This window comes from Streptomyces sp. NPDC057694 (assembly GCF_042799415.1).
GTDB lineage: Bacteria > Actinomycetota > Actinomycetes > Streptomycetales > Streptomycetaceae > Streptomyces.
Genome location: NZ_JBHVIX010000010.1, coordinates 194916 through 216805, shown reverse-complemented (window position 1 = coordinate 216805; position 21890 = coordinate 194916). Strand labels below are relative to the sequence as shown.

General features: G+C 72.7%; 18 protein-coding genes. 9 read left to right on the top strand and 9 right to left on the bottom strand.

Going from position 1 to position 21890, the window contains the following annotated elements; all coding sequences use genetic code 11:
- Positions 1–132 precede the first annotated feature (132 nt).
- The 5 genes from ACFVDP_RS23045 to ACFVDP_RS23025 all read left to right on the top strand — a co-directional run bounded on the left by ACFVDP_RS23045 (position 133) and on the right by ACFVDP_RS23025 (position 5607).
- Complete coding sequence (locus tag ACFVDP_RS23045; RefSeq protein ID WP_383492472.1) at positions 133–1113, top strand: helix-turn-helix transcriptional regulator; 981 nt, start codon at positions 133–135, stop codon at positions 1111–1113.
- A gap of 48 nt (positions 1114–1161) precedes the next feature.
- Positions 1162–1644 carry a DUF456 domain-containing protein gene (locus ACFVDP_RS23040; RefSeq protein ID WP_383492469.1) on the top strand — a complete coding sequence of 161 codons (483 nt, stop codon included), beginning with the start codon at positions 1162–1164 and terminating at the stop codon, positions 1642–1644.
- Positions 1645–1777: 133 nt separating this feature from the next.
- Entirely contained in the window at positions 1778–4138 is a 2361-nt protein-coding gene (locus tag ACFVDP_RS23035; RefSeq protein WP_383492466.1) for a glycoside hydrolase family 95-like protein, read from the top strand.
- Between the two features lie 55 nt (positions 4139–4193).
- Positions 4194–4922, top strand: coding sequence for a DedA family protein (locus ACFVDP_RS23030; protein ID WP_383492463.1), 729 nt, complete (start codon positions 4194–4196; stop codon positions 4920–4922).
- Positions 4923–4944: 22 nt separating this feature from the next.
- Positions 4945–5607: a 4'-phosphopantetheinyl transferase family protein gene (locus tag ACFVDP_RS23025; RefSeq protein ID WP_383492460.1), complete on the top strand. Its 663-nt coding sequence runs from the start codon at positions 4945–4947 to the stop codon at positions 5605–5607.
- Here ACFVDP_RS23025 and ACFVDP_RS23020 read toward each other — a convergent pair.
- The 4 genes from ACFVDP_RS23020 to ACFVDP_RS23005 all read right to left on the bottom strand — a co-directional run bounded on the left by ACFVDP_RS23020 (position 5604) and on the right by ACFVDP_RS23005 (position 9242).
- Positions 5604–6092, bottom strand: a complete 489-nt coding sequence (locus ACFVDP_RS23020) for a methylated-DNA--[protein]-cysteine S-methyltransferase (RefSeq protein WP_383492457.1) — start codon at positions 6090–6092, stop codon at positions 5604–5606. The genes ACFVDP_RS23025 and ACFVDP_RS23020 overlap by 4 nt on opposite strands.
- Positions 6093–6097: 5 nt before the next feature.
- Positions 6098–7474: a bifunctional transcriptional activator/DNA repair enzyme AdaA gene (locus tag ACFVDP_RS23015; protein ID WP_383492611.1), complete on the bottom strand. Its 1377-nt coding sequence runs from the start codon at positions 7472–7474 to the stop codon at positions 6098–6100.
- 185 nt (positions 7475–7659) lie between these two features.
- The gene (gene rsgA, locus ACFVDP_RS23010; RefSeq protein ID WP_383492454.1) at positions 7660–8844 is read right to left on the bottom strand and encodes a ribosome small subunit-dependent GTPase A; all 1185 of its coding nucleotides are present in this window, start codon (positions 8842–8844) and stop codon (positions 7660–7662) included.
- Between the two features lie 254 nt (positions 8845–9098).
- Positions 9099–9242: a hypothetical protein gene (locus ACFVDP_RS23005; protein ID WP_383492452.1), complete on the bottom strand. Its 144-nt coding sequence runs from the start codon at positions 9240–9242 to the stop codon at positions 9099–9101.
- 131 nt (positions 9243–9373) lie between these two features.
- On the opposite strand from ACFVDP_RS23005, the gene ACFVDP_RS23000 reads away from it, so the two are divergent.
- Complete coding sequence (locus ACFVDP_RS23000; protein ID WP_383492449.1) at positions 9374–9556, top strand: hypothetical protein; 183 nt, start codon at positions 9374–9376, stop codon at positions 9554–9556.
- A gap of 109 nt (positions 9557–9665) precedes the next feature.
- On the opposite strand, the gene ACFVDP_RS22995 is transcribed toward ACFVDP_RS23000, so the two are convergent.
- The 3 genes from ACFVDP_RS22995 to ACFVDP_RS22985 all read right to left on the bottom strand — a co-directional run bounded on the left by ACFVDP_RS22995 (position 9666) and on the right by ACFVDP_RS22985 (position 14036).
- On the bottom strand, positions 9666–10637 hold the full coding sequence (locus tag ACFVDP_RS22995; protein WP_383492446.1) for an alpha/beta hydrolase: 972 nt from the start codon (positions 10635–10637) through the stop codon (positions 9666–9668).
- Between the two features lie 181 nt (positions 10638–10818).
- Positions 10819–13491, bottom strand: coding sequence for an Ig-like domain-containing protein (locus tag ACFVDP_RS22990; protein WP_383492443.1), 2673 nt, complete (start codon positions 13489–13491; stop codon positions 10819–10821).
- Between the two features lie 95 nt (positions 13492–13586).
- The gene (locus tag ACFVDP_RS22985) at positions 13587–14036 is read right to left on the bottom strand and encodes an Lrp/AsnC family transcriptional regulator (protein ID WP_383492440.1); all 450 of its coding nucleotides are present in this window, start codon (positions 14034–14036) and stop codon (positions 13587–13589) included.
- A 178-nt stretch (positions 14037–14214) separates the two neighbouring features.
- On the opposite strand from ACFVDP_RS22985, the gene ACFVDP_RS22980 reads away from it, so the two are divergent.
- On the top strand, positions 14215–15204 hold the full coding sequence (locus ACFVDP_RS22980) for an asparaginase (protein ID WP_383492437.1): 990 nt from the start codon (positions 14215–14217) through the stop codon (positions 15202–15204).
- Positions 15205–15364: 160 nt separating this feature from the next.
- Here the strand turns inward: ACFVDP_RS22980 and ACFVDP_RS22975 are convergent, their stop codons facing one another.
- Both ACFVDP_RS22975 and ACFVDP_RS22970 read right to left on the bottom strand, forming a co-directional pair.
- Positions 15365–16687, bottom strand: coding sequence for a radical SAM protein (locus ACFVDP_RS22975; protein ID WP_383492435.1), 1323 nt, complete (start codon positions 16685–16687; stop codon positions 15365–15367).
- A gap of 60 nt (positions 16688–16747) precedes the next feature.
- Positions 16748–17428: a pyridoxamine 5'-phosphate oxidase family protein gene (locus ACFVDP_RS22970; protein WP_383492432.1), complete on the bottom strand. Its 681-nt coding sequence runs from the start codon at positions 17426–17428 to the stop codon at positions 16748–16750.
- Positions 17429–17580: 152 nt separating this feature from the next.
- On the opposite strand from ACFVDP_RS22970, the gene ACFVDP_RS22965 reads away from it, so the two are divergent.
- A complete protein-coding gene (locus ACFVDP_RS22965) occupies positions 17581–18834 on the top strand; it encodes an FAD-binding protein (protein ID WP_383492429.1) in 1254 nt (417 codons plus the stop codon).
- Positions 18835–18951: 117 nt separating this feature from the next.
- Complete coding sequence (locus ACFVDP_RS22960; protein WP_383492426.1) at positions 18952–21798, top strand: glycoside hydrolase family 2 TIM barrel-domain containing protein; 2847 nt, start codon at positions 18952–18954, stop codon at positions 21796–21798.
- Positions 21799–21890: the final 92 nt, after the last annotated feature.

Below are 21890 nucleotides of genomic sequence, written 5' to 3'. Positions count from 1 at the left end.
GTTGGTGCTGCGGTGGCGCCACATTGGCAGAGTGACGTCAGGTGCGGGGAAGATGAGCGCGGCGGGAACATGCCGTGGCTGTTTCCCGCCACGGGGGCGACGGAACGCAAGCCGAGGGAGGGGCGTCACCGCATGCTGGGCGCGATAGGTCTGGACGAGGCGCACGAGACGGCGTACCGCGCCCTGGTGGCGGTGGGAGCCGCCGACGTGCCGGATCTCGCGCTGCGGCTCGCGCACGCCGAGTACGAGACGGAGCGCATCCTGCGCCGCCTCGAACGGCACGGTCTCGCCGCCCAGTCGTCGGCGCGGCCCGGCCGCTGGGTGGCGGCGCCGCCCGGGATCGCGCTCGGCGCCCTGCTCGCCCAGCAGCGGCACGAGCTGGAGAAGGCGGAGCTGACGGCCGCCCGGCTCGTCGAGGAGTACCGGGCGCAGGCGTCCGAGACGGCCGTGCACGATCTGGTGGAGGTGGTCACCGGGTCGGCGGCCGTCACCCAGCGCTTCCTCCAGATCCAGCTCGGCGCGACCGAGGAGGTGTGCGCCCTGGTCACCGACAATCCGATCGCCGTGTCCGGTACGGACAACGAGGCGGAGCCGCAGGCCGTCAGCCGTGGTGTGGGCTACCGGGTCGTCATCGAGCGCGAGGTGCTGTCCCTGCCCAGGGGGCTGGCGGAGCTGTCCGCGGCGATCGGCCGGGACGAGCAGGTGCGTCTCGTGGACCGGGTGCCGACGAAGCTGGTGATCGCGGACCGGTCGCTGGCGATGGTGCCGCTGACGTCCCGGTCCGCCGAGCCCGCGGCGCTGGTGGTGCACGCGAGCGGGCTGCTCGAATCGCTGAGCGGGCTCTTCGAGGCGGTGTGGCGGCAGTCGCTGCCGTTGCGGCTCGGCGAGGACGGACGGGTGGCCGAGGAGGGCCCGGACGGCCCCGACGCGACCGATCTGGGGATCCTGTCGCTGCTGCTCGCCGGGCTGACCGACGCGAGCGTGGCGAAACAGCTCGATCTCGGACTGCGGACGGTGCAGCGGCGGGTGAAGCGGCTGATGGAGCTGGCCGGGGTGACGACGCGGCTGCAACTGGGCTGGCACGCCTTCGAGCGGGGCTGGGTCGCCCGGTGACGCTGCGCTGGCCGTGCCGGAGCGGCATGACCATGGCACCGTTGCCGCATGGGAACGTGGGAACTCCTGCTGGTCGGGGCGGTGCTCGTCCTCGGTCTGTGCGGAGTCTTGGTGCCGGGGGTGCCCGGGTCGTGGCTGGTGTGGGCCGCGGTCGCGGTCTGGGCCCTGCGTGAGCCCAGCGGTCTGGCCTGGGGGATCCTCGTCGGCGCCACCGCCGTCCTGCTCGCCGCGCAGGTGCTGCGCTGGCAGTTGCCGCCGCGCCGACTGCGGCAGGCCGGGGCGACCTGGCGGCTGGCGATGTGGGCGGGCATCGGGGCGCTCGCCGGGTTCTGCGTGATTCCGGTGATCGGCGCGATTCCCGGGTACGTCGGCGGGATCTACGTCTCCGAGCGGCTGCGGCTCGGCAGCCACGGCGACGCGGTCGCCTCGACCCGGACGGCCATGCGGGCGGGCGGCTCCAGCGTCCTCGCCGAGCTGTTCGCGTGCCTGCTGATCGTGGGGGCGTGGATCGGCGCGGTGATCTGGGGCTGAGCCGATCCGGTCTGCGCCGGACGCGAGTTACCGATCCATCGGATCTATCCCTTGCTATTGACGCACCTCCGTCTCCTCTCTAGCTTGCAGCGCGGGATAGCTCCGATGAATCATCGAGCCGCCAGGAGGCGCTGTGCCCCGTCACGTCAGCCATGCCGGTCACTCCAGCCCGTCGAGACGCACCCTGCTCGCCACCGGATCCGCGCTCGGGGGCGCGGCCCTCGTGGGCGGGCTGCCCGCACAGGCGGGCGCGGCCGAGCCAGCTGCCGGCCGGCCCGTACAGCCCGTCCAGGTGGACCCGGATGCCTGGCGCACCGTCCTGGACGACGCCGACCTCGTCTGGCAGAAGATGCCGCGGACCTGGTACGAGGGCCCGTACCTCGGCAACGGCTTCCTCGGCTCCGGCATCTACCAGGAGCCGGACCGCAACGCGGTCCGCTTCAACGTCCAGCACTCCGAGGTGCAGGACCACCGTCCCGAGTTCGGCTCGCTCTTCGGCCTCGCCCGGCTGCCGATCGGCCATTTCACCCTGGAGCCCGTGGGCACGATCACCGCGCTCGACTGGCGTCTCAGGCTCCGCACCGCCCAGCTGACCGGCACCCTCACCACCGACCGGGGCACCCTCACCCTGCGCGCCCAGGTCGACAACGCCCGCTCCGTGCTCGTCGTCGAGATCACCCCGAGCGCGGGCGAGCGGGACTTCCGCTGGGTGTTCCACCCGGCCGACGCGATCAGCCCGCGCGCGGCCTTCAAGGACACACCCGAGGGGTACGAGGGCAACCCGCCGGCGGAGGTCGCCACGTACGACGGGAACGTCTCGGCGGCCGTCCAGCCGCTGCTGGCCGGCGGCGAGCACGTGACCGCCTGGCACGAACGGACCCGCGCCGACGGCTCGCGGACCCTGTACGCGCACGTCCGGCACTCGTTCCCGAGGGCGAGCGCCCGCGACAAGGCGCTCGCCGCCGTCCGGGCCGCCGCGCGGCTGCCGTACGCGGAGCTGGCCACGGCGCACCGCGCCTGGTGGGACGCGTACTACCGCAAGAGCTTCCTGTCCGTGCCGGACGCCCGCATCCAGCGTTTCTACTGGATCCAGCTGTACAAGGCCGCGTCGGCCGCCCGCCGCGACGCCCCGGTGATGGCGACGAGCGGCCCCTGGCTGGAGCCGACGCCGTGGCCCGCGACCTGGTGGAACCTGAACGTGCAGCTGGAGTACTGGCTGATCCACGGCTCCAACCACCTCGAACTCGACGCGCCGACGCGGGCGCTCGGCGAGTTCCGCGACCACCTCAGCGCCGAGATGGCGCCCGCCTACCGCGCCGACTCGCTCGGCATTCCGCGCACCACCGACGCGAGCCTGGTCAACGGCGGCGCGACCGCCACCGACGAGGGCTACGGCGTCGGCATCCCGGGCCAGGACCCGCCCACCCCGGAGGTCGGCAACCTCACCTGGGCGCTGCACAACGTCTGGCTGAGCTACCGCCACACGATGGACGAGCGGATCCTGCGCGACGTCCTGTTCCCCCTGCTGCGCAAGGCGATCGCCTACTACCTGCACTTCCTGGAGCCCGGCGACGACGGCCGGCTCCACCTGCCGGCGACCTTCTCGCCCGAGTACGGCGGCAACTCCCGCGACTGCAACTACGACCTGATGCTGCTGACGTGGGGCTGCCGGACGCTCCTCGAAGCAGCCGAACTCCTCGGCGTCGAGGACAAGTCGGCTCCGCGCTGGCGCGAGGTGCTCGCGAAACGGGTCGCGTACCCGACGGACGCGAACGGCTTCATGATCGGCGCGGACATCCCCTTCGCGAAGTCGCACCGCCACTACTCGCACATGCTGGCCGTCTACCCGCTGTACGAGCTCACCGGCCGCACCGCCGACGAACGCGCCCTGATCGAGAGGTCGCTGGCCCACTGGGTCGGCTTCGAAGGCGCCCTCCAGGGCTATACGTTCACGGGCGCGGCCTCGATGTCGGCGCTGCTCGGCAAGGGCGAGGACGCGCTGACGTATCTGGGCGAGCTGATGAGCCGCTTCATCCAGGCGAACACGATGTACAAGGAGTCGGGCCCGGTCATCGAGACACCGCTCTCGGCCGCCCAGTCGCTGCACGACATGGTCTGCCAGTCCTGGGGCGGGATCATCCGTGTCTTCCCCGCGCTGCCCGCCGCCTGGGCGGACCTCGCGGTGCACGACTTCCGCACACAGGGCGCGTTCCTGCTGAGCGCGGTGCGGGAGAAGGGCGTCACCCGGTGGGTGCGGGTGGTGAGCGAGGCGGGCGCGCCGTGCGTGGTGCGGCACGGGATCGCGGGCCCGGTCGACGTCCGCGACGGGCGCGGCCACCGGCTGCCGTACGCGGACGCGGGTGACGGCGCGATCCGGATCGAGCTGGCGAAGGGCGCGTCCGCGCTGGTCACGGCGGCGGGCGACCGCCCGGTTCCGAGGGTCGCGCCGGTCGCGCCGAACGCCGGCGCGCCGCGCTGGGGTCTTCCCGCCTAGACCGGCCCGGTCGCCGGACCGGGAACTCCTGACTTTGCCAATCGTTTACCCTTGCATGCACCTCGTGACCCTGGCCGCCGCCTCCTCCCCCGACTCCGGCTCCCGTTCTGGATCCGGTGTGGTCTCCGGTTCCGGTTCCGCCGAGCCGACGACCGGGATCGCGGGGTGGGCGGCCGGTCTCGTCGAGGCGCTGGGCGGCCCCGGAGCGGGCCTCGCCGTCGCGCTCGAGAACCTGTTCCCGCCGCTGCCCAGCGAGATCATCCTGCCGCTGACCGGTTTCGCGGCGGGCCAGGGTGCGATCAGCCTGGCCTCCGCGCTGTTCTGGACGACGCTCGGGTCGGTGGTGGGCGCGGCGGCCCTGTACGGCATCGGCCGCGCGATCGGCCGTGACCGGATGTACGCGCTGTGGGCCCGCCTGCCCCTGGTGAAGGTCTCCGACCTGCAGAGGACGGAGGCGTGGTTCCAGCGGCACGGCACGAAGGCGGTGCTGCTCGGCCGCATGGTGCCCGTCTTCCGCAGCCTCGTCTCGGTCCCGGCGGGCGTCGAGCGCATGAGGCTGCCGGCCTTCCTCGCCCTCACCGCGCTCGGCTCGTTCGTCTGGAACAGCGTGCTCGTGCTCGCCGGCTACTGGCTGGGCGACCAGTGGGACCTGGTCGAGCGGTACGTGGGCGTCCTGTCGAAGGTGGTGCTCGGCGCCGCCCTCGTCGCGGTGGTCGCCTACGTCGTCGTACGCGTGCGGGAGCCCAGGCAAAAGGGCCGCCACCGGGCCGGACAGGGCCGGTAGGCTCGCTCTCCGTGCGGGTGACATGGACGACGTGAGGGAGCTGGCGCCGCGGGACCGGGCCCGGCTGTGGCTGGTGCGCACGGACGGGGAGCCGTCCGGGGACGGCGCCGGGGTGCTCGACGCGGGTGAGCTGCGGCGGGCCGCCGGCTTCCGTTTCGCGCGACACCGGGTGCGGTATGTGGCCGCCCATCTGGCGCTGCGGGGCGTCCTCGGCGAGCGGCTGGGGTGCGCTCCGGGTGAGGTGCGGTTCGTCCGCGAGCCCTGCCCGGAGTGCGACGAGCCGCACGGCCGGCCGGCTGTCGCGGACGCGCAGGGCCTGCACTTCTCGCTCTCCCACAGCGGCGACCTGGCACTGATCGCGCTGGCGCCCGCCCCGGTCGGCGCGGACGTGGAGGAGCTGCCGTCGGCCGAGGTCGCCCAAGATCTTTCGGCGGTCCTGCACCCGCGCGAGCGGGCCGAACTCGCCGCGCTCGGCGAGCTGCCCGAGCACCGCGTCGCCCTGGGCCGCGCCTGGGTCCGCAAGGAGGCCTACCTCAAGGGCATCGGCACCGGCCTGGCCCGCGCCGCCGACCTCGACTACGTCGGTACGCTGCCGGACTCGCCCGGGGCGCCCGGCGGCTGGGCGGTGCGGGACGTGCCGGTGCCGCAGGGGTATCTGGCGGCGGTCGCCGTCGCGCCGCGCTAGGACTGGATTCCCTCCAGGCTCAGCAACCGCACCTTGCGGTCCAGGCCGCCCGCGTAGCCGGTGAGGGAGCCGTCGGCGCCGATGACGCGGTGGCAGGGGCGCAGGATCAGCAGCGGGTTGGCGCCGACCGCGCCGCCGACGGCCCGCACCGCGGCGCGCGAGGCGCCGATCCGGGCGGCGACCTCGCCGTAGGTGGTGGTGGAGCCGTAGGGGACGGCGTCGAGCGCGTCCCACACCCGGCGCCGGAACTCCGTCCCTTCCGGCTTCAACTCCAGGTCAAAATCCTTGAGTTCACCGGCGAAGTAGGCGGCGAGCTGGCGTACGGCCTCGGCGAACGGCTCAGGGTCGCGCACCCAGCCCTCCTGGACGGTGCGGCCGCCCTTCTGCCCGGGGACGGACAGGGACGTCAGGGCGCCGGACGCGTCGGCCGTGAGCAGCAGTTCGCCGAGCGGGCTGTCGAGGGTGGTGTAGCGGGTGGCGTTCATGGAGGTCACAACTGTCCTTCTGCGTCGAGGTGTTGATGTGCGTACGAGCGCCAGGGCCGCCACACCGCGCTGTCGCCGCCCGGCAGCGTCACGTCCGGGTCGCCGAGGGCGCGCATGCGGATCAGGGCGGCGGTGCGGGCGTCCATGCCGGGCAGGGCGCGCAGGGCGGCCTCGGCGTCGTCGCGGTCGGCGCCCGCGTCGAGCCGCAGGGTGCCGTCGGCGAGGGCGCGGGCCAGGGCGCCGAGCGTGCCGGGTTCGCCGCCGAGGTCGTCCGGGGCGGGGAAGATCCGGTCGAGGGCGCCGCAGGGCACGTCGAGCCGCTTGCCGTACCGCTCGGTGAGGCGGGCCGCCTCGGCGGGCCCGGCGACGATGCGCAGAGCGAGTTCGTCGGGGTCGGCGGCGCCGGGCGAGCGCAGTCCGGGGCGGGCGGCGACGAGCGGGGCGAGCCGGGGGTCGGCGCCGAGCCGTTCGTCGATCGCGTACGGGTCGGCGTCGAGGTCGAACAGGCGGCGCAGCCGGCCCACGGCGGTGGTCAGGTCCCGCAGGTCGGTGAGGTGGATCCGGGCGTCGAGCCAGCCGCCGCGGTGCTCGGCCCGTGCGCCGGGCTGCTCGTGCCCGGCCTCGTCGACGGAGACGATGCCGGTGCCGTGGGGCAGCCGCAGGGTGCGCCGGAAGATCCGGGACCCGGGGGCGCCGGTCACTTCCTCGACGCCGGGGACCCGTTCGCGGGCGAGCAGGTCGAAGACGGGCCGTGCCTGGTAGGCGCCCCGGTGGGCGAGGCGCAGCGGAATGCCGGCGCTGGACGCGACGGCCCTGCGCCGGTCGGGCGCGTCGGCCCGCAACTGGGTGGGCGTGCGGGCGTACACCTCGCGCATGGTGCCGTTGAACTGGCGCACGCTGGCGAACCCGGCCGCGAAAGCGATCTCGGTGACCGGCAGCGGTGTCGTCTGGAGCAGTACGCGGGCGGTGTGGGCGCGCTGGGCGCGGGCGAGCGCGACGGGTCCCGCTCCCACCTCGGCGGTGAGCTGGCGCTGCACCTGGCGGGCGCTGTAGCCGAGCCGGCCGGCGAGCCCTCCGACGCCCTCGCGGTCGACGACCCCGTCGCCGATCAGCCGCATGGCGCGGCCGACGACGTCCGCCCGTACGTTCCACTCGGCGGAGCCGGGCACGGCGTCCGGGCGGCAGCGGCGGCAGGCCCGGTAGCCGGAGCCCTGGGCGGCGGCGGCCGTCGTGTAGTAGCGGACGTTCTGGCGCTTCGGGGTGACCGCGGGGCAGCTGGGCCGGCAGTAGATCCCGGTGGTCTCGACGGCGAAGAAGAACTCACCGTCGAACCGGGCGTCCCGGCTGCGCACGGCTTCGTAGCGTGTGTCCTCGTCGATCATCACGCTTCCAGTGTCGCCGGTCCGCGCCGCTCGGGCTGGCGGGAATCGGACACGACGTTGCCCTCCGGGGGCCGTCGCCGGATGCCCCCGCGCCCCTGGGCGAGCGCAGCTCGCTTCAGGGGCGCGGGGAACTGCGCGACCAGCCACGACGAGAGCCGCACCCGCCCGCGAACCGGGACCGGCCCCTACATCGGCCGCCCCCGCTTGGCGGCCATCGCGGCCCGCCCCTCCTGCCCGCGCTGCTTCCAGCCCTTGAGCATCTCGCTCCGCAGCCGGGCATCGGTCCGGGCGGCGAGCCGACGGTTCTCGCGGAGCAGCTTGCGGTAGCTGTCGAGCCGGCGCTGCCCGAGCGTCCCGTCGTCGACGGCGGCGAGCACGGCGCAGCCGGGCTCCACCGCGTGCCCGCAGTCGTGGAACCGGCACTGCTCCGCCAGTTCGGAGATCTCCGAGAACGCCTGCTCCACGCCCGCCTCGGCGTCGTAGAGCCCGACCCCGCGCAGCCCCGGCGTGTCGATGAGGACGCCGCCGCCGGGCAGCACGAACAGGTTCCGGGTGGTCGTGGTGTGCCGGCCCTTGCCGTCCATGTCGCGGACGGCCTGGACCTCCATGACGTCGGCGCCGATCAGCGCGTTGGCGAGGGTCGACTTGCCGGCGCCGGACTGTCCGAGCAGCACGGAGGTGCCGCCCGCGACGACGGCCCGCAGCACATCGATCCCGTCGCCGTCCAGGGCGCTGACGGACAGCACCTGCACGCCCGGCGCGGCGGCCTCCACATCGGAGACCAGGTACGACAGACCGACCGCGTCGGGCACGACATCGGCCTTGGTGAGGACGACGAGGGGCTGTGCGGCCGATTCCGGGGAGAGTCCCGCGTCGTGCAGCAGGGCGGCGCCGCTCGCACTCGCGTGGGCGAGGGCGAGGAACCGCTCGATCCGGCCGAGGTCCAGCTCGGCGGTGAGGGGCACGCAGATGATGACGTGGTCGACGTTGGTCGCCAGCACCTGCCCCTCGGACCGCTTCGACGACGTCGACCGGACGAAGGCGGAACGCCGCGGCAGCAGCGTACGTACGTACCGCGGATCGCCGCCCTCGGGATCGACGGCGACCCAGTCCCCCGTGCACACGACCTTCATCGGGTCGCGGGGAACGACGAACTCGGTGTCGGCACGGACGACGCCGTCGGCGGTGACGACGTCGCACAGCCCGCGGTCGACCCGGACGACCCGGCCGGGCAGCAGGCCCTGCGCGCCGTACGGAGCGAAGGCGGACTCCCAGTCCGCGTCCCAGCCGTGCGCGGCGAGCGGCGAGCCCGAGGGAGAGTCCGGAAGAGAAAAGGAGGAGAGAGAAGAGGAGGACGAAGAGAAAGACAAGGGGGACCCTTCACAGGGGTGGCCCCGGCGCCGCGTCCTCGGACGCGGAAAAAGAAGGCGTGTGAGATCAGCCGGTGGCCACGGAGGTGGACTTGACGAACTTCCGGATGCGGGCAACGCCCGGCGCGACGACAGCCATCGGTCAACACCCCCAGATCACACGGCTTGAAGCGGCAGCCCGAAGGCGCCGCGGGAACGGATCTCACGTTAGCCACCGGCGCCGACCCGGCGCCAGTGGTTTTTTCCCCTGCCCCTCAGCGGCGGCGCAGCCGTCCGAGCCAGGCGCGGGCCTGGGCCTGCCGGCGGGGGTCGGAGGCGGTCCGGCGCGCGGTCGCGATGGTCCGTCGGCCCTGCGGGCTGCGGCTGTACTGCTTGATCCGGTCGAGGATGCCCGGCATGACGCCTCCGTGATGTCGTTCGGCTCGTTCATCGAGTCGCTTACCCCGGATGCCGGACAGAACACGGAGCCGTACAGAACAGGAATGGGGGCACACGGGCGACAACACCCCGACAAGGAACTGGAGTTCCCATGTTCGCCATCGCCGCAGCCGTGCTGTTCTTCCTCGCGTTCCTCATCAACGCGGCCGACATCTCGACGAACGACGTCTTCGCGTCCGTGAACGTCATGCTCCTCGGTCTCACCGCGCTCGCTCTCCATCTGGCGGGAGCGGGCGGCTGGGCGGCGCGCGGCCGGACGTCGCGCCGCCGCTGATCCGCGCGGCACGGATCGGTGCCCGCTGCGGCCGCTGAGCACACGGGACGGCGTGAGGGGCGGTGCGACAGGTCGCACCGCCCCTCACGCGTTGTACCGCTGCCCGGTCTCAGCTGTCGTGCAGCGCCTTCTTCAGGGCGTCGACGGCGAGGTGGCGGGCGACGTTGGCGGCCCGGGTGTCGCGCAGGCTGTCCAGGAGCAGGAAGTCGTGGACCATGCCGGCGACGCGCACGGCCGTGACGTCCACACCGGCTTCCCGGAGCTTGTTCGCGTAACTCTCGCCCTCGTCGCGCAGCACGTCGGCCTCGTCGGTGATGACCAGGGTCGTGGGCAGCCCCTTGAGGTCCTCGAGCGACGCCTGGAGCGGCGAGGCGTGCGGCTCCTTGCGGTCGCCGGGCTCGGAGTACTGGTCCCAGAACCAGATCATGCCGTCGCGCGTGAGGTAGTAGCCGTCGGCGAACTGCAGGTACGACGGGGTGTCGAAGTCCGCGTTCGTCACCGGGTACAGCAGCACCTGGGCCTTGAGGTCGATGCCGCCGCGCTCCTTGTTCATCAGCGCGAACACCGCGGACATGCAGCCGCCCACGGACTCGCCGGTGACCGCGATGCGGGAGGTGTCCAGGCCGTGCTCCGCGCCGTGCTCCAGGACCCACTGGCCCACCGCGTAGTTCTGTTCGACCTGAGTGGGGTACTTCGCCTCGGGCGCCCGGTCGTACACCGGGAAGACGCCCGCGGCGCCCGCGCCGACCGCGAGTTCGCGGAAGAGGCGGTCGTGGGTCTTGTCGTCGCCGAACACCCAGCCGGCGCCGTGGATGTAGAACACGACGGGCAGCGGTCCCGTCGCGCCCTTGGGCTTGATGATGCGGGTGCGGACGGTGCCCCACTGCCCGGCGTCCACGTCCACCCATTCCTCGTCGACGTCCGGCCGCGGCACGCTCGTGTCGCTCTGGAGGCCCAGGAGGATGTCGCGGCCCTTCTCCGGCTCGACCTCGTAGATCCTCGGGTGTGGATCCGTCGCTTCGGCCAGTTCCCTGGCGGCCGGTTCGAGGTAGGGCGTGACGGGAGGCGGAAGATCGGTCATGTCTGCTCCGTGGTGAGGGGCCGTGGCGGCCCGGTGGGACGGGCCCGGGACTCCTCGGAAACCGGTGCCGGAACCCTGTCTGCGGCGAGTGCCGCCCCCCGGTTCATCCTCCCTTGGAGCGCTGACGACGCAACTCGAACGGCGGACCGGCCGGGTGGGCCGGTCCCCCTCGTGCGCGCGGTCAGTGGTGCCGTGCCCGCCTGGCGAGCAGCAGGATCAGCGTGCCGGCCGCAGCGGCGATTCCCGCCGCCCAGCCGAGCGCGATCAGGAAGGTGCCGGAGCCGGTCGCGGCGAGGCCCGGTCCGCCGCCCGGTGCCGGGGAGGCGGTTCGCGTCGGCGGTGTCGGTCCGGGCGACCCGGCGGTCGGCGGCACGGGGCCGCCGGAGGCGGTGCCGGTCGCGGAGGGCGCCGGGCCGGAGGACGTCACCGACGGGGACGGCGTGGGCGTCGGGGCGACCGTCGAGGTCTGGGTGGGCGTGGGGGTCGGGCTGGGCGTGGGCGGCTTCTGGGCGAGGACGTTGATGGTCACGGTGCCCGTGGCGCACAGCTTGCGCCCCGCGCTCTCGCAGCCGATCACGGTGAAGGTGTCGGTGCCGGTCCAGCCGTCGTCGGGCGTGTAGACGAAGCTGCCGTCGGGGCGCACGGTCACGGTGCCGTGCCGCGGCCCGGTGCCGAGACCGACCTCGACCTCGCTGCCCTGCGGATCGCTGACCTCGACACTGCCCGCCGCCGTCTCGCCGGTGCGGATGGTCTCGGTGTCGTCGCCGACGAGCGGCGGACGGTCCTCGGGGACGACGGTGAGGTGCACGACGGCGGTGGCGCACACGGTGGGCGCGGTCGGGCTGCAGATGCGGTAGCCGACGGTGTCGGTGCCCGTGTAGCCGGTGTCGGGCGTGTACGTGTAGGTGCCGTCGCCGTTGTCGGTGACCTTGCCGTGCCGGGCCGGATCCGTGATCTCGGGCGGGCTGGTGTCACCGACGTCGTTGTAGGTGACGTCGCCGCTGTACGGGGTGGACTCCGTCACGGTGGCCCGGTCGTCCCTGGCGACGGGCCGGACCGTGACGGTGAACTTCGCGGTGTCGCACAGCACCGGGGAGCCGTTGTCGCACACCTCGATGCGGAAGACGTCGTTGCCGGTGAAGCCGCCCTTGGGCGTGTACGTGTATCTGCCGTCGGGTTCCAGGGTGAGCGTGCCGCGCGCCGACGTCACCCGCAGGCCGCCCTCCCGCGTGGCGCCCGGCAGCAGGTGGGTGAGGGTCTGGCCGTCGTCCGGGTCGCTGGCGGTCAGCGTTCCGGTGGCCGGGCGGTACGCGGTGGTCACGGCGTCCTCGTCGTCGAGGGCGGGCGCGTGGTTCACGGCGACCGGTCCGGTGACGGTGGTGGTGACCCGGCCGGGCGTGGAGCTGCCGTCGTTGTTGGCTGCGTCGGGGTCGGCGGTGGAGCTGGTCCCCGACGCGACGTCGAGGAGCGTCCCCTCGGCCGCGGCCCTGCCGGTGACGGTGAACGTGCGCACCGCGCCGTCGGAGAGGGAGCCGACGTTCCAGGTCACCTTCGTGGCATCGGCGGCGACGGTGCCGCCGTCGCTCGCGGAGACGTCCGCGAGTCCGTCCGGCAGCCGGTCGGTGACCACGACGTCCTCGGCGGTGTCGGGGCCGAGGTTGCTGACGTTGACCTTGTACGTCACGGTGTCGCCGGTGGTGACCTCGGCGGGGCCCGACTTGTACACGTACAGGTCGGCGGTGGGGGTGGCGACCCCGGTGGTGCTCCGGCCTGCGCAGCCGCTGGGTGTCTCGCCGTCGTCGACGGTGATCTCGGCGCGCACCACGTTCTCGACGGTTCCCCCGGTGGTGTCGAAGACGGCTCCCGTCGAGGAGGTGTCCCAGAAGCTGACGGGTGTGTCGGCCGCGTCGCCGCGGAACGTGCCGAAGTTGGTCGTGTTGCCGGTGAACCGGTAGCCGCCGTATCCGGTGACGGTGCCGCCGTTGGTGAAGTCCGCGCCGACGATCCGGCCCTTGCTGTTCTGGCTGAGGGTGCCGCTGTTGTTGAGGTACTCGGACTTCAGCGTGATCACGCCGCTGTTGACGGCGGTGCCCGCGTTGGCCCAGCCCTGGCCGGTGGTGATGCGGCAGGCGTTGTCGAGCCGTGAAGTGCCGGACGCGTTCAGGTAGTTGGTGATGGACGCGGTGCCGGTGTTGGTGAAGGTGCCGTCGAGGGCGAAGCCGCTGCCCTTCTCCGTGAGCGTGCCCCTGTTGGCGAGCTGGGAGTTCGCGGCGACCGTGACGGAGCCGGCCGTCATCGTGCCGCTGTTGATGAGCATGCTGTTGCCGCGCAGGGCCAGCGAGTTGGGCAGGTCGAGGGTGGCGTCCTCGGTGTTCTCGACGAGGGCGGTGCCGTCCGCGGTGAACCCCTCGGCGGTGGTGGTGCCCCGGTTCACCAGGATGAAGCCGCCGGAGGCCGTCACGTACGGGAGTTTCGCCGTGCCGTCGACGACGAGGGCGCCCATCGGGTTGTTCAGGTAGGACGGGGCGAACGTCGCGTCCGGCGCGACGCAGACCGTCGCTCCGGCCGGATAGGCGTTGATCCCGCCCTGGTACGTGCCGGACGTCAGCAGCACCGTCTCGTCCGAGGTGAACGTCAGCGCCTGGGAGGAGCCGCCGGTGAGCGTCCGGGTCGGCTCGGCGCAGTCCGCGACGGCGCCCTGGGCGGCCGACGAGACGGGATCCCCCGATGCCGCCCGCGCGCCGCCGGAGAGCGCGGCGGGCAGCGCGGCGAGGGTGAGCGTCAGGGCGGCGAGGAGGGCGCCGCCGCGCGGTGCTGCGGCGAACGCCCTGCGCGGACGAGAAGGAGCGGCCATGTGGCACTGATACGACGATCTTCACGCGTGTACGGGCTTCCACGCCGGGCGGCCGTGGAGGGTCGCACGAGTGGGCGAGCGGGCACGGGTGGGTCTCAGACGGGCAGGCCCCGCGGCTCCTTGATGCGCTTCATGATGATCTGGGAGTTCACCTCGGTGACCCCGCCGAGGGTGGTGAGCCGCTCGATCCAGAGGCGTTCGTACGCGGCGAGGTCGGCGACCGCGATGCGCAGCAGACAGCCGGGGCTGCCGAACAGGCGATAGGCCTCGATCACGTCGGGGATGTCCTGGAGCGCCCGCTCGAAGGCCTCGACGGACTCGCGGTCGCGGCGCACCTCGATGGAGACGAGGACCTCGAAGCCGCGGCCGACCGCCGCCGGGTCGACCATCGCGCGGTAGCCCTGGATGACACCGTCCTGTTCGAGCTGCCGGACCCGGCGCAGACAGGGCGACGGGCTCAGCCCCACCCGCTGGGCCAGCTCCTGGTTGCTGAGCCGCCCGTCGCTCTGGAGCTCACGCAAGATGTGCAGGTCGATCGCGTCCATGGCGCAATTATCCACCACACTTTCGGCGCCCGCGGGCCAGAATTGGCAATCAAATTGCGCGGTTTTCGCCCTATCCTTGCGGTGCACGAATGTGTTCTCGGAACGCGTACATACGCACGTACGCGCGTAGACAGGCACGCCCCCCTCCCCTTCTCCCCCACTCGCGAGGCACCCCTCCATGAAGCGCATCACGCTCATCAGCACCGGCGGCACCATCGCCAGCCGCTGGCAGGGCACCGGCTACGCCGCCGACGCCGGCGGGGACACCGTGCTGGCCAGCGCCGCCGTGCCGGACGGCGTCGAGGTGAAGGTCGTCGACCTGTTCAACATCAACAGCTCGCAGATGACCAGCGAGCGCCAGCTGACCCTGCTGCGCGCGGTGCACGAGGCGCTCGGCGACCCGGACGTCGACGGCATCGTCGTCACCCACGGCACGGACACCCTGGAGGAGTCCGCGTTCCTGGTCGACCTGCACCACGACGACCCGCGCCCGGTGGTGTTCACGGGCGCGCAGAAGCCGCTCGGCGCCAGTGACGGCGACGGTCCGGGGAACATGTACGACGCGCTTCAGGTCGCCGCGTCGGTGCGCGACCTGGGTGTCCTGATCGCGTTCGACGGCTCCGTGTACGCGGCGCGCGGCACGGTGAAGACGCAGACGCTCGCGGCGAACGCGTTCAGCGACCCGTCACGCCCCCAGGCCCTCGGGCGGCTCGGCTTCGGCCGGGTCGACATCCGCCGCACTCCGGAGCGCCCCGCACCGCTCCTCATGCCGAAGACGGACGACGGCACGGTGCCGCGCGTCGACATCGTCATGCACCACAGCGACGCGGACCCCACCCTCTTCGACGCCGCGATCGCCGCGGGCGCGCGGGGCGTCGTGCTCGTCGCCACCGGTGCCGGGAACGCGACTCCGGCGTTCGCCGACGCCATTGCCGCGGCGGTGCGCGACGGGGTTCTGGTCGCCGTCACCTCGCGCGTTCCGGCGGGGCCGCTCGCCGAGATCTACACGGGGGGCGGGGCCGTGGATCTGGTCGCCGCGGGGGCCGTGCTCACCGGGACGCTGCGGGCGGGGCAGGCGCGCGTCGCTGTGCTGGCCACGCTGTTGGCGGGCGCCGACTCGGATGTGCTGCGGCAGCTGGTTGCGGATCAGGATCCGGTCGCCGCGTAGCCGTTGCCGGGTGCGGGTTGCGTCGTGGCTGGTCGCGCAGTTCCCCGCGCCCCTGAAGGCATGCGCTACGCGCGCCTTCCCCTGCCCCTGGGCGAGCGAAGCTCGCTTCCAGGGGCGCGGGGAACTGCGCGAGAAGCCCCACCGGGCCGGCACCCGCCCGTCAGACCTCCACGGCCTCCTGGTTGGGCGCGAGGCTGTCCATGAAGGAGCTGACCGAGAAGACGGCCCGGCCGGCGCCCGACGGGCCGTATCCGGGCGGGGACGAAAGCCCGAACTCGTCCATCGTCGCGCGGTAGGACTCCAGCAGCCGGATGTGGTACTCCAGCGGCGCCCCGTTCGGGTTCTCCTTGCCGAGCGGCGTCGTCGGCTCCGGGCACCACGTGGTGAACCGCGGCGTGATGCCGTTCGACATGAAGAAGCGCAGCCCCTCCGTGGTGGAGGCGATCGCCTCGTCGACGGTCTTGAAGCCGAACGGCTCGGCCATCTCGACACCCGCGACGAAGTTCGGGATCACGTTGCGCGCGCCGAAGACGTCCCGCGAGTCGAGGATGCGCTTGTGCCACTCGTCACGGCCGACGTAGCGCTCCTTGCCGGGGCAGTACATCTTGAACAGGTACTCGTCCCACACCTCGTAATTGGGGTGGTAGATCTGGACGCCGTAGTCCTTGAAGCGCTGGACGTCGTCCTTGGGCAGCGCCTGCGCGACGACCTTGCCGATCCAGCGTCCGGGGAAGTACTCCTCGATGGCCTTGGCGTAGCGCCCGTAGAAGTCCGCCTCGTCCAGGCCCTGGACCTTCGACGTGATCGCGCCGCCGGTGAGCGTGTACGCGGTCGACGTCTTCGCGGTGTCGTACTTGTCGATGATCTCCAGGGCTTCCAGGACCTCGTCGACGTCCTTCACGCCCGTATAGGGGCGGCCCGCCGCCTTGTGCTGGCGCCAGTTGTGGTTGATGTCGCAGTACTGGCACTCCTCCTTGGCGCCGAAGTACTGGCAGACGCGGAACGCGGTCAGGTAGATCAGGTAGCCCCACTGGATGGTGGGGGCCACCTCCATGACCGACTTCCCGTTGGAGAGCTTGTGCCGGTAGTACTCGGGCATGGGCGGCACGCCCACGTCGGAGATCCGCTTGCCGTCCAGGTAGAGGCCGAGGACGCCGTCGTCGTCGGCCGCGACGCGGTACGGGGACGCCGGGTTCACGCGGACCGAGACGACCGTGCGGCGCAGGTCGTAGGGGCCGCCGGTGAGGACGATCTCCTCCGGCGGGCGGCGCAGCGCGGCCTCGCCGAGTTCGGGCAGGGTGCCGTGGTCGAAGGAGAAGATGAAGTACGACTTCGGCTTGACCTCGCCGTCCTCGTTGTCGCTCAGAGCCGAGGGGTCGAAGGCGACGCCGCCGCGCAGCAGGTCCTCCTTGAAGACCGCTTCCTTCGGAACGTGCGGGAAGCGCTCCATCAGGTCCTCTACCAGCGCCGTACGGCTCTGCATCCCGTTCTCCTTGCTCGATCGACGGCCACAGTCCTTCCCACGGTATCCCCCGTCCCCCGGTCAGCCCTGCCGGGTCCCCGCTCGGGCGACGATGTGCGCGGGCGCGGTGCGCGAGGCGGGGAGCAGGGGGTCGGCGGTGGGCGCTCCCCAGCGCGAGGTCAGCGGCAGTGTGCCGGCCCACAGGCCGAGCGCGGCGTCTGCCGAGTCGCCGTCGTCCGGCGGGCCCGCGCTGATCTTCACGGAGGCCTCTTCGAGGGAGAGGGCGAGGACGGTCGTCGCGGCGAGTTCCTTGCGGTTGGGGCGGCGGGCGTAGTCCCACTGGCCCGGCGCCGTGTGCTCGGTGACCAGGCGCAGCGCCTCGGTCTTCTCCGCGTCGTCGGTGAGGGTGCGCGGGACGCCGTAGAGCATCGCGCACCGGTAGTTCACGCCGTGCTCGAAGACGGAGCGGGCGAGCACGAGTGCGTCGACGTGGGTGACGGTGACGCATATCGTCGCCTCCGGATCCGCCGCCAGACTGCGGCTGGCCACCGACCCGTGCACGTAGAGGTACCGCTCGTCACGCCCGTACACCGTCGGTACGACCATGGGGGCGCCGTCGACAATGACGCCCAGGTGACAGACGAAGCCCGCGTCCAGGATCGCCTCCAGGTCCGCCCGCTCGAAACTCGCGTTCTCCTTGAAGCGACGCAGTCGCGTGCGGTCGGTGGGCGTGAGCGTGCGGGGCAGTTCCGAGTGCGTCATGCGCCGGAACAGTACTCCCGGCCGATGACCGGTCCGCCCGGGAGGGTGCGCACGCGCTGTGACCGCCTTCGAGCCACCTGGCAGACCCCCGGAACCACGGAACCCGACCCGTGATCCAATCACCCCAGGACCGCGTTGAAAGGCCGACCGCCATGCCCGACACCCGCCCCACGAACTGGGCCCGCAACATCACCTTCTCGGCAGCCGGGGTGCACCGCCCGGCCACCCCCGACGCCCTGCGGCAGTTGGTGGCGCGGAGCCCGCACGTCCGGGTCCTCGGCAGCGGCCACTCCTTCAACCGGATCGCCGACGTGGACGAGGACCGCGGCGGGGCCCTCGTCTCGCTGGGCGGCCTGCCCGGCGGGGTGGACGTCGACACGGCCGCCCGCACGGTACGGGTCGGCGGCGGCGTGCGCTACGCCGAGCTGGCGGCGGAACTGCACGCCCAGGGTCTGGCGCTGCCGAACATGGCGTCCCTGCCGCACATCTCGGTGGCCGGCTCGGTGGCGACGGGCACCCACGGCTCGGGGAACGGGAACAGGTCGCTCGCCGAGGCGGTCCGCGCCGTGGAGATACTCACCGCGAGCGGCGACACCGTCACCCTCGCGCGCGGCGACGACGGGTTCGACGGCGCCGTCGTCTCGCTCGGCGCCCTCGGCGTCGTCCTCTCCCTCACCCTGGACGTGGAGCCGGACTACGAGGTGAGCCAGCACGTCTTCCGTGAACTGCCTTTCCAGGGGCTGGACTTCGAGGCGGTCACGTCGTCCGCGTACAGCGTGAGTCTGTTCACCAAGTGGCGCGGGCCGCACTTCGACCAGGTGTGGGTGAAGCAGCGGCACCCGCTGGGCGTCGACTTCCCGTGGGCCGAACCGGCCACGGACAAGCAGCACCCCGTCCCCGGCATGCCGGCCGTCAACTGCACGGAGCAGTTCGGGGTGCCGGGCCCCTGGCACGAGCGACTGCCGCACTTCCGGGCCGAGTTCACCCCGAGCAGCGGCGACGAACTGCAGTCGGAGTACCTGCTGCCGCGCGAGCACGCGGTCGCGGCGCTGGCCGCGCTGGACGGCGTACGGGACCGGATCGCGCCGGTGCTCCAGGTGTGCGAGGTGCGGACCGTGGCCGCCGACGCGCAGTGGCTGAGCCCGGCCTACGGGCGGGACACCGTCGCCTTCCACTTCACGTGGGTGGCGGACACGGCGCGCGTGCTGCCCGTCGTGTCGCTGGTCGAGGACCGGCTGCGGGACTTCGGTGCGCGGCCGCACTGGGGGAAGGTGTTCACCGCCGAGCCCGCCGATGTCGCCGCGCGCTATCCGCGGGCCGCCAACTTCCGGGCGCTCGCCGGACGGCTCGACCCCCAGGGCAAGTTCGCCAACACCTTCGTGCGCCACCTCTTGCCGAAGGACTGAACTCCCGGGCGCCTGCTGGACTTTTACGCCACTTGTTGGACTTTCGCCGCCTTTTCTCCCGACCTCCCGGACGGGGCGCCTAGCGTGAGGATCAGCCGCCCTCTCGCTAGGAGACGCATGTCCTTCTCATACGTCGATGACGTCCTGCCGGGCTCGGGAGCGCTCCCGCCGCGCAGTTGGTACGCCGATTCGTCCGCGCACTCCCTCTCGCTGAACGGCTCGTGGCGGCTGCGGGTGGCGCCGGCCGCCGACGCGCACGACGAGTCGTTCGCCGCCGAGGGGTACGACGCCGGGGACTGGGCCGAGGTGCGGGTGCCGGGCCACTGGGTCCTCCAGGGCGACGGCGCCTTCGGTGCCCCGATCTATACGAACCACCTCTACCCGTTCCCCGTCGACCCGCCGCACGTGCCGACCGAGAACCCGACCGGCGACCATCTGCGCACCTTCGACCTGCCCGCCGACTGGCCGGGCGGGGACGGCGGCGCCGTGCTGCGGTTCGACGGGGTCGAGTCCTGCGCCCGGGTCTGGCTGAACGGCACGGACCTCGGCGAGTTCAAGGGCAGCCGGCTCCCGCACGAGTTCGCCGTCGGCCATCTGCTGAGGCCGGCCGGGAACACCCTCGCCGTCCGGGTCCATCAGTGGTCGTCGGGCTCGTACCTGGAGGACCAGGACCAGTGGTGGCTGCCCGGCATCTTCCGCGACGTGACACTGCTGCACCGCCCGGCCGGCTGCGTCCTGGACTTCTTCACGCACGCGTCCTACGACCACACCGCCGGACTCGGCACGCTGCGCGTCGACAGTGACGTGGACGGCCGGGTCACCGTGCCCGAGCTGGGGCTCGACATCGCCACCGGCGAGTCGGCGACCGTGCCGGTCGAGCCGTGGACGGCGGAGACACCGCGCCTGTACGCGGCCGAGCTGACCACGGCCGGCGAGCGCGTGCCGCTGCGCGTCGGGTTCCGGACGGTGGCCCTGGAGGACGGCCTGATCAAGGTCAACGGCACCCCGGTCCTCTTCAAGGGCGTCAACCGGCACGAGTGGCACCCCGAGCACGGCCGCGCCCTCGACATCGAAACAATGCGCCAGGACGTGGAGTTGATGAAGCGTCACCACATCAACGCCGTGCGCACCTCCCACTATCCGCCGCACCCCGCGTTCCTGGACCTGTGCGACGAGTACGGTCTGTGGGTCGTCGACGAGTGCGATCTGGAGACCCACGGTTTCGTCGAGCAGGGCTGGCGCGACAACCCCGTCGACGACGAGCGCTGGACCCCGGCCCTCCTGGACCGTGCGGCCCGCACGGTGGAGCGCGACAAGAACCATCCGTCGGTGGTGATGTGGTCGCTCGGCAACGAGGCGGGCACCGGGCGCGGGCTGACCGCCATGGCCGAGTGGATCCGCGGCCGTGACCCGGAGCGCCTGGTGCACTACGAGGGTGACGTCAACTGCCGTGACACGGATGTCTATTCACGGATGTACGCGCCGCACGACGAGGTCGAGCGGATCGGGCAGGGCCTGGACGGCGGCCCGGAGCGGCGCCGCGCCCTGCCCTTCATCCTGTGCGAGTACGCGCACGCGATGGGCAACGGTCCCGGCGGACTCGCCGACTATCAGCGGCTGTTCGAGAGGTACGAGCGCCTTCAGGGGGCGTTCGTGTGGGAGTGGATCGACCACGGGATCGCCGACGACCGGTTCGGGTACGCGTACGGCGGTGACTTCGGCGAGGAGCTGCACGACGGGAACTTCGTCTGCGACGGGCTCCTCTTCCCCGACCGGACGCCGTCGCCGGGCCTGGTCGAGTTCGCGAAGGTGATCGAGCCGGTCCTGATCGCGGTCGACGGCCCGGCCGGGACGGCGCGCGTCACCAACCGCTTCGACTTCCGCGACCTGTCGCACCTGTCCTTCGAGTGGTCGTACCAGGTGGACGGCGAGACGGCGGAGGCGGGCACGCTCTCGGTGCCCGCGCTGGGCCCCGGCGAGAGCGCCGACGTCAAACTGCCCGCGCCGCCCGCCGACGGCCGGGGCGCGGAGACGCAGTGGACGGTGCGCGCCGTCGACGGCGACGCTCACGAGGTGGCCTGGGGCGAGGCAGTCGCCGCGCCGCGGCCCGCTCCGGCCGGTCTCTTCGACGACCGTCCGGTCCTGGGCGGGCGGCTGGTCACGCTCGGCCCGGCCGCGTTCGACGCCCGTACCGGTGAACTGCGCACGATCGGCGGCGTCGAGGTGCTCGCGCCCCGGCTCGACGTGTGGCGGGCGCCGACCGACAACGACAACGGGGCGAGCTGGCAGGACGGCGAGCGACTCGGCCTGCGCTGGCGGGAGTTCGGCCTGCACCGCATGCAACACCGATCGAACGGTGTGGAGTTGGGCGACGACGCGCTGACCGTGCGGACGCGGGTCGCCCCGGCGGGCCGGGACATCGGCCTGCGCACCGTCTACCGCTGGACCGCCGACGCGAGCCGCCTGCGGCTGACGGTGTCGGTGGCACCGGAGGGCGACTGGCGGCTGCCGCTCCCCCGGCTCGGCGTGCGGCTCGGTCTGCCCGGGGGCGCCGACCGGGTGCGCTGGTTCGGCGGCGGCCCGGGCGAGGCGTACCCGGACACGAGGGAGGCGTCGTCGGTCGGCCTGTGGCACGACACCGTGGACGGTCTGCAGACCCCGTACGTGCGGCCGCAGGAGAACGGGGCGCGGGCGGACGTCCGTTGGGCCGAGCTGGGCGGGCTGCGCATCGAGGGCGACCCGGCGTTCTTCCTCACCGCGCGTCGCTGGACGACGGAGCAGCTGGACGCGGCCGAGCACCGCACGGACCTCAGCCGCGACGGCGACACGGTATGGGTGAACCTCGACCACGGCCAGCAGGGCATCGGCTCGCAGTCGTGCGGCCCGGGCACCCTGCCGCGGTACCGCCTGACGCCGGAGCCCGCCGAGTTCACCTTCGTCTTCGGTGAGGTCGCGGCGCGGTGAGCCGGTGATCTGGACGGCCGGGGCGGCGGTCCCGTGCGCCGCCCCGGCCGGGACGGCCGCCACCGCCGCGCCGGCCGCCCTCTGCGTGCCGA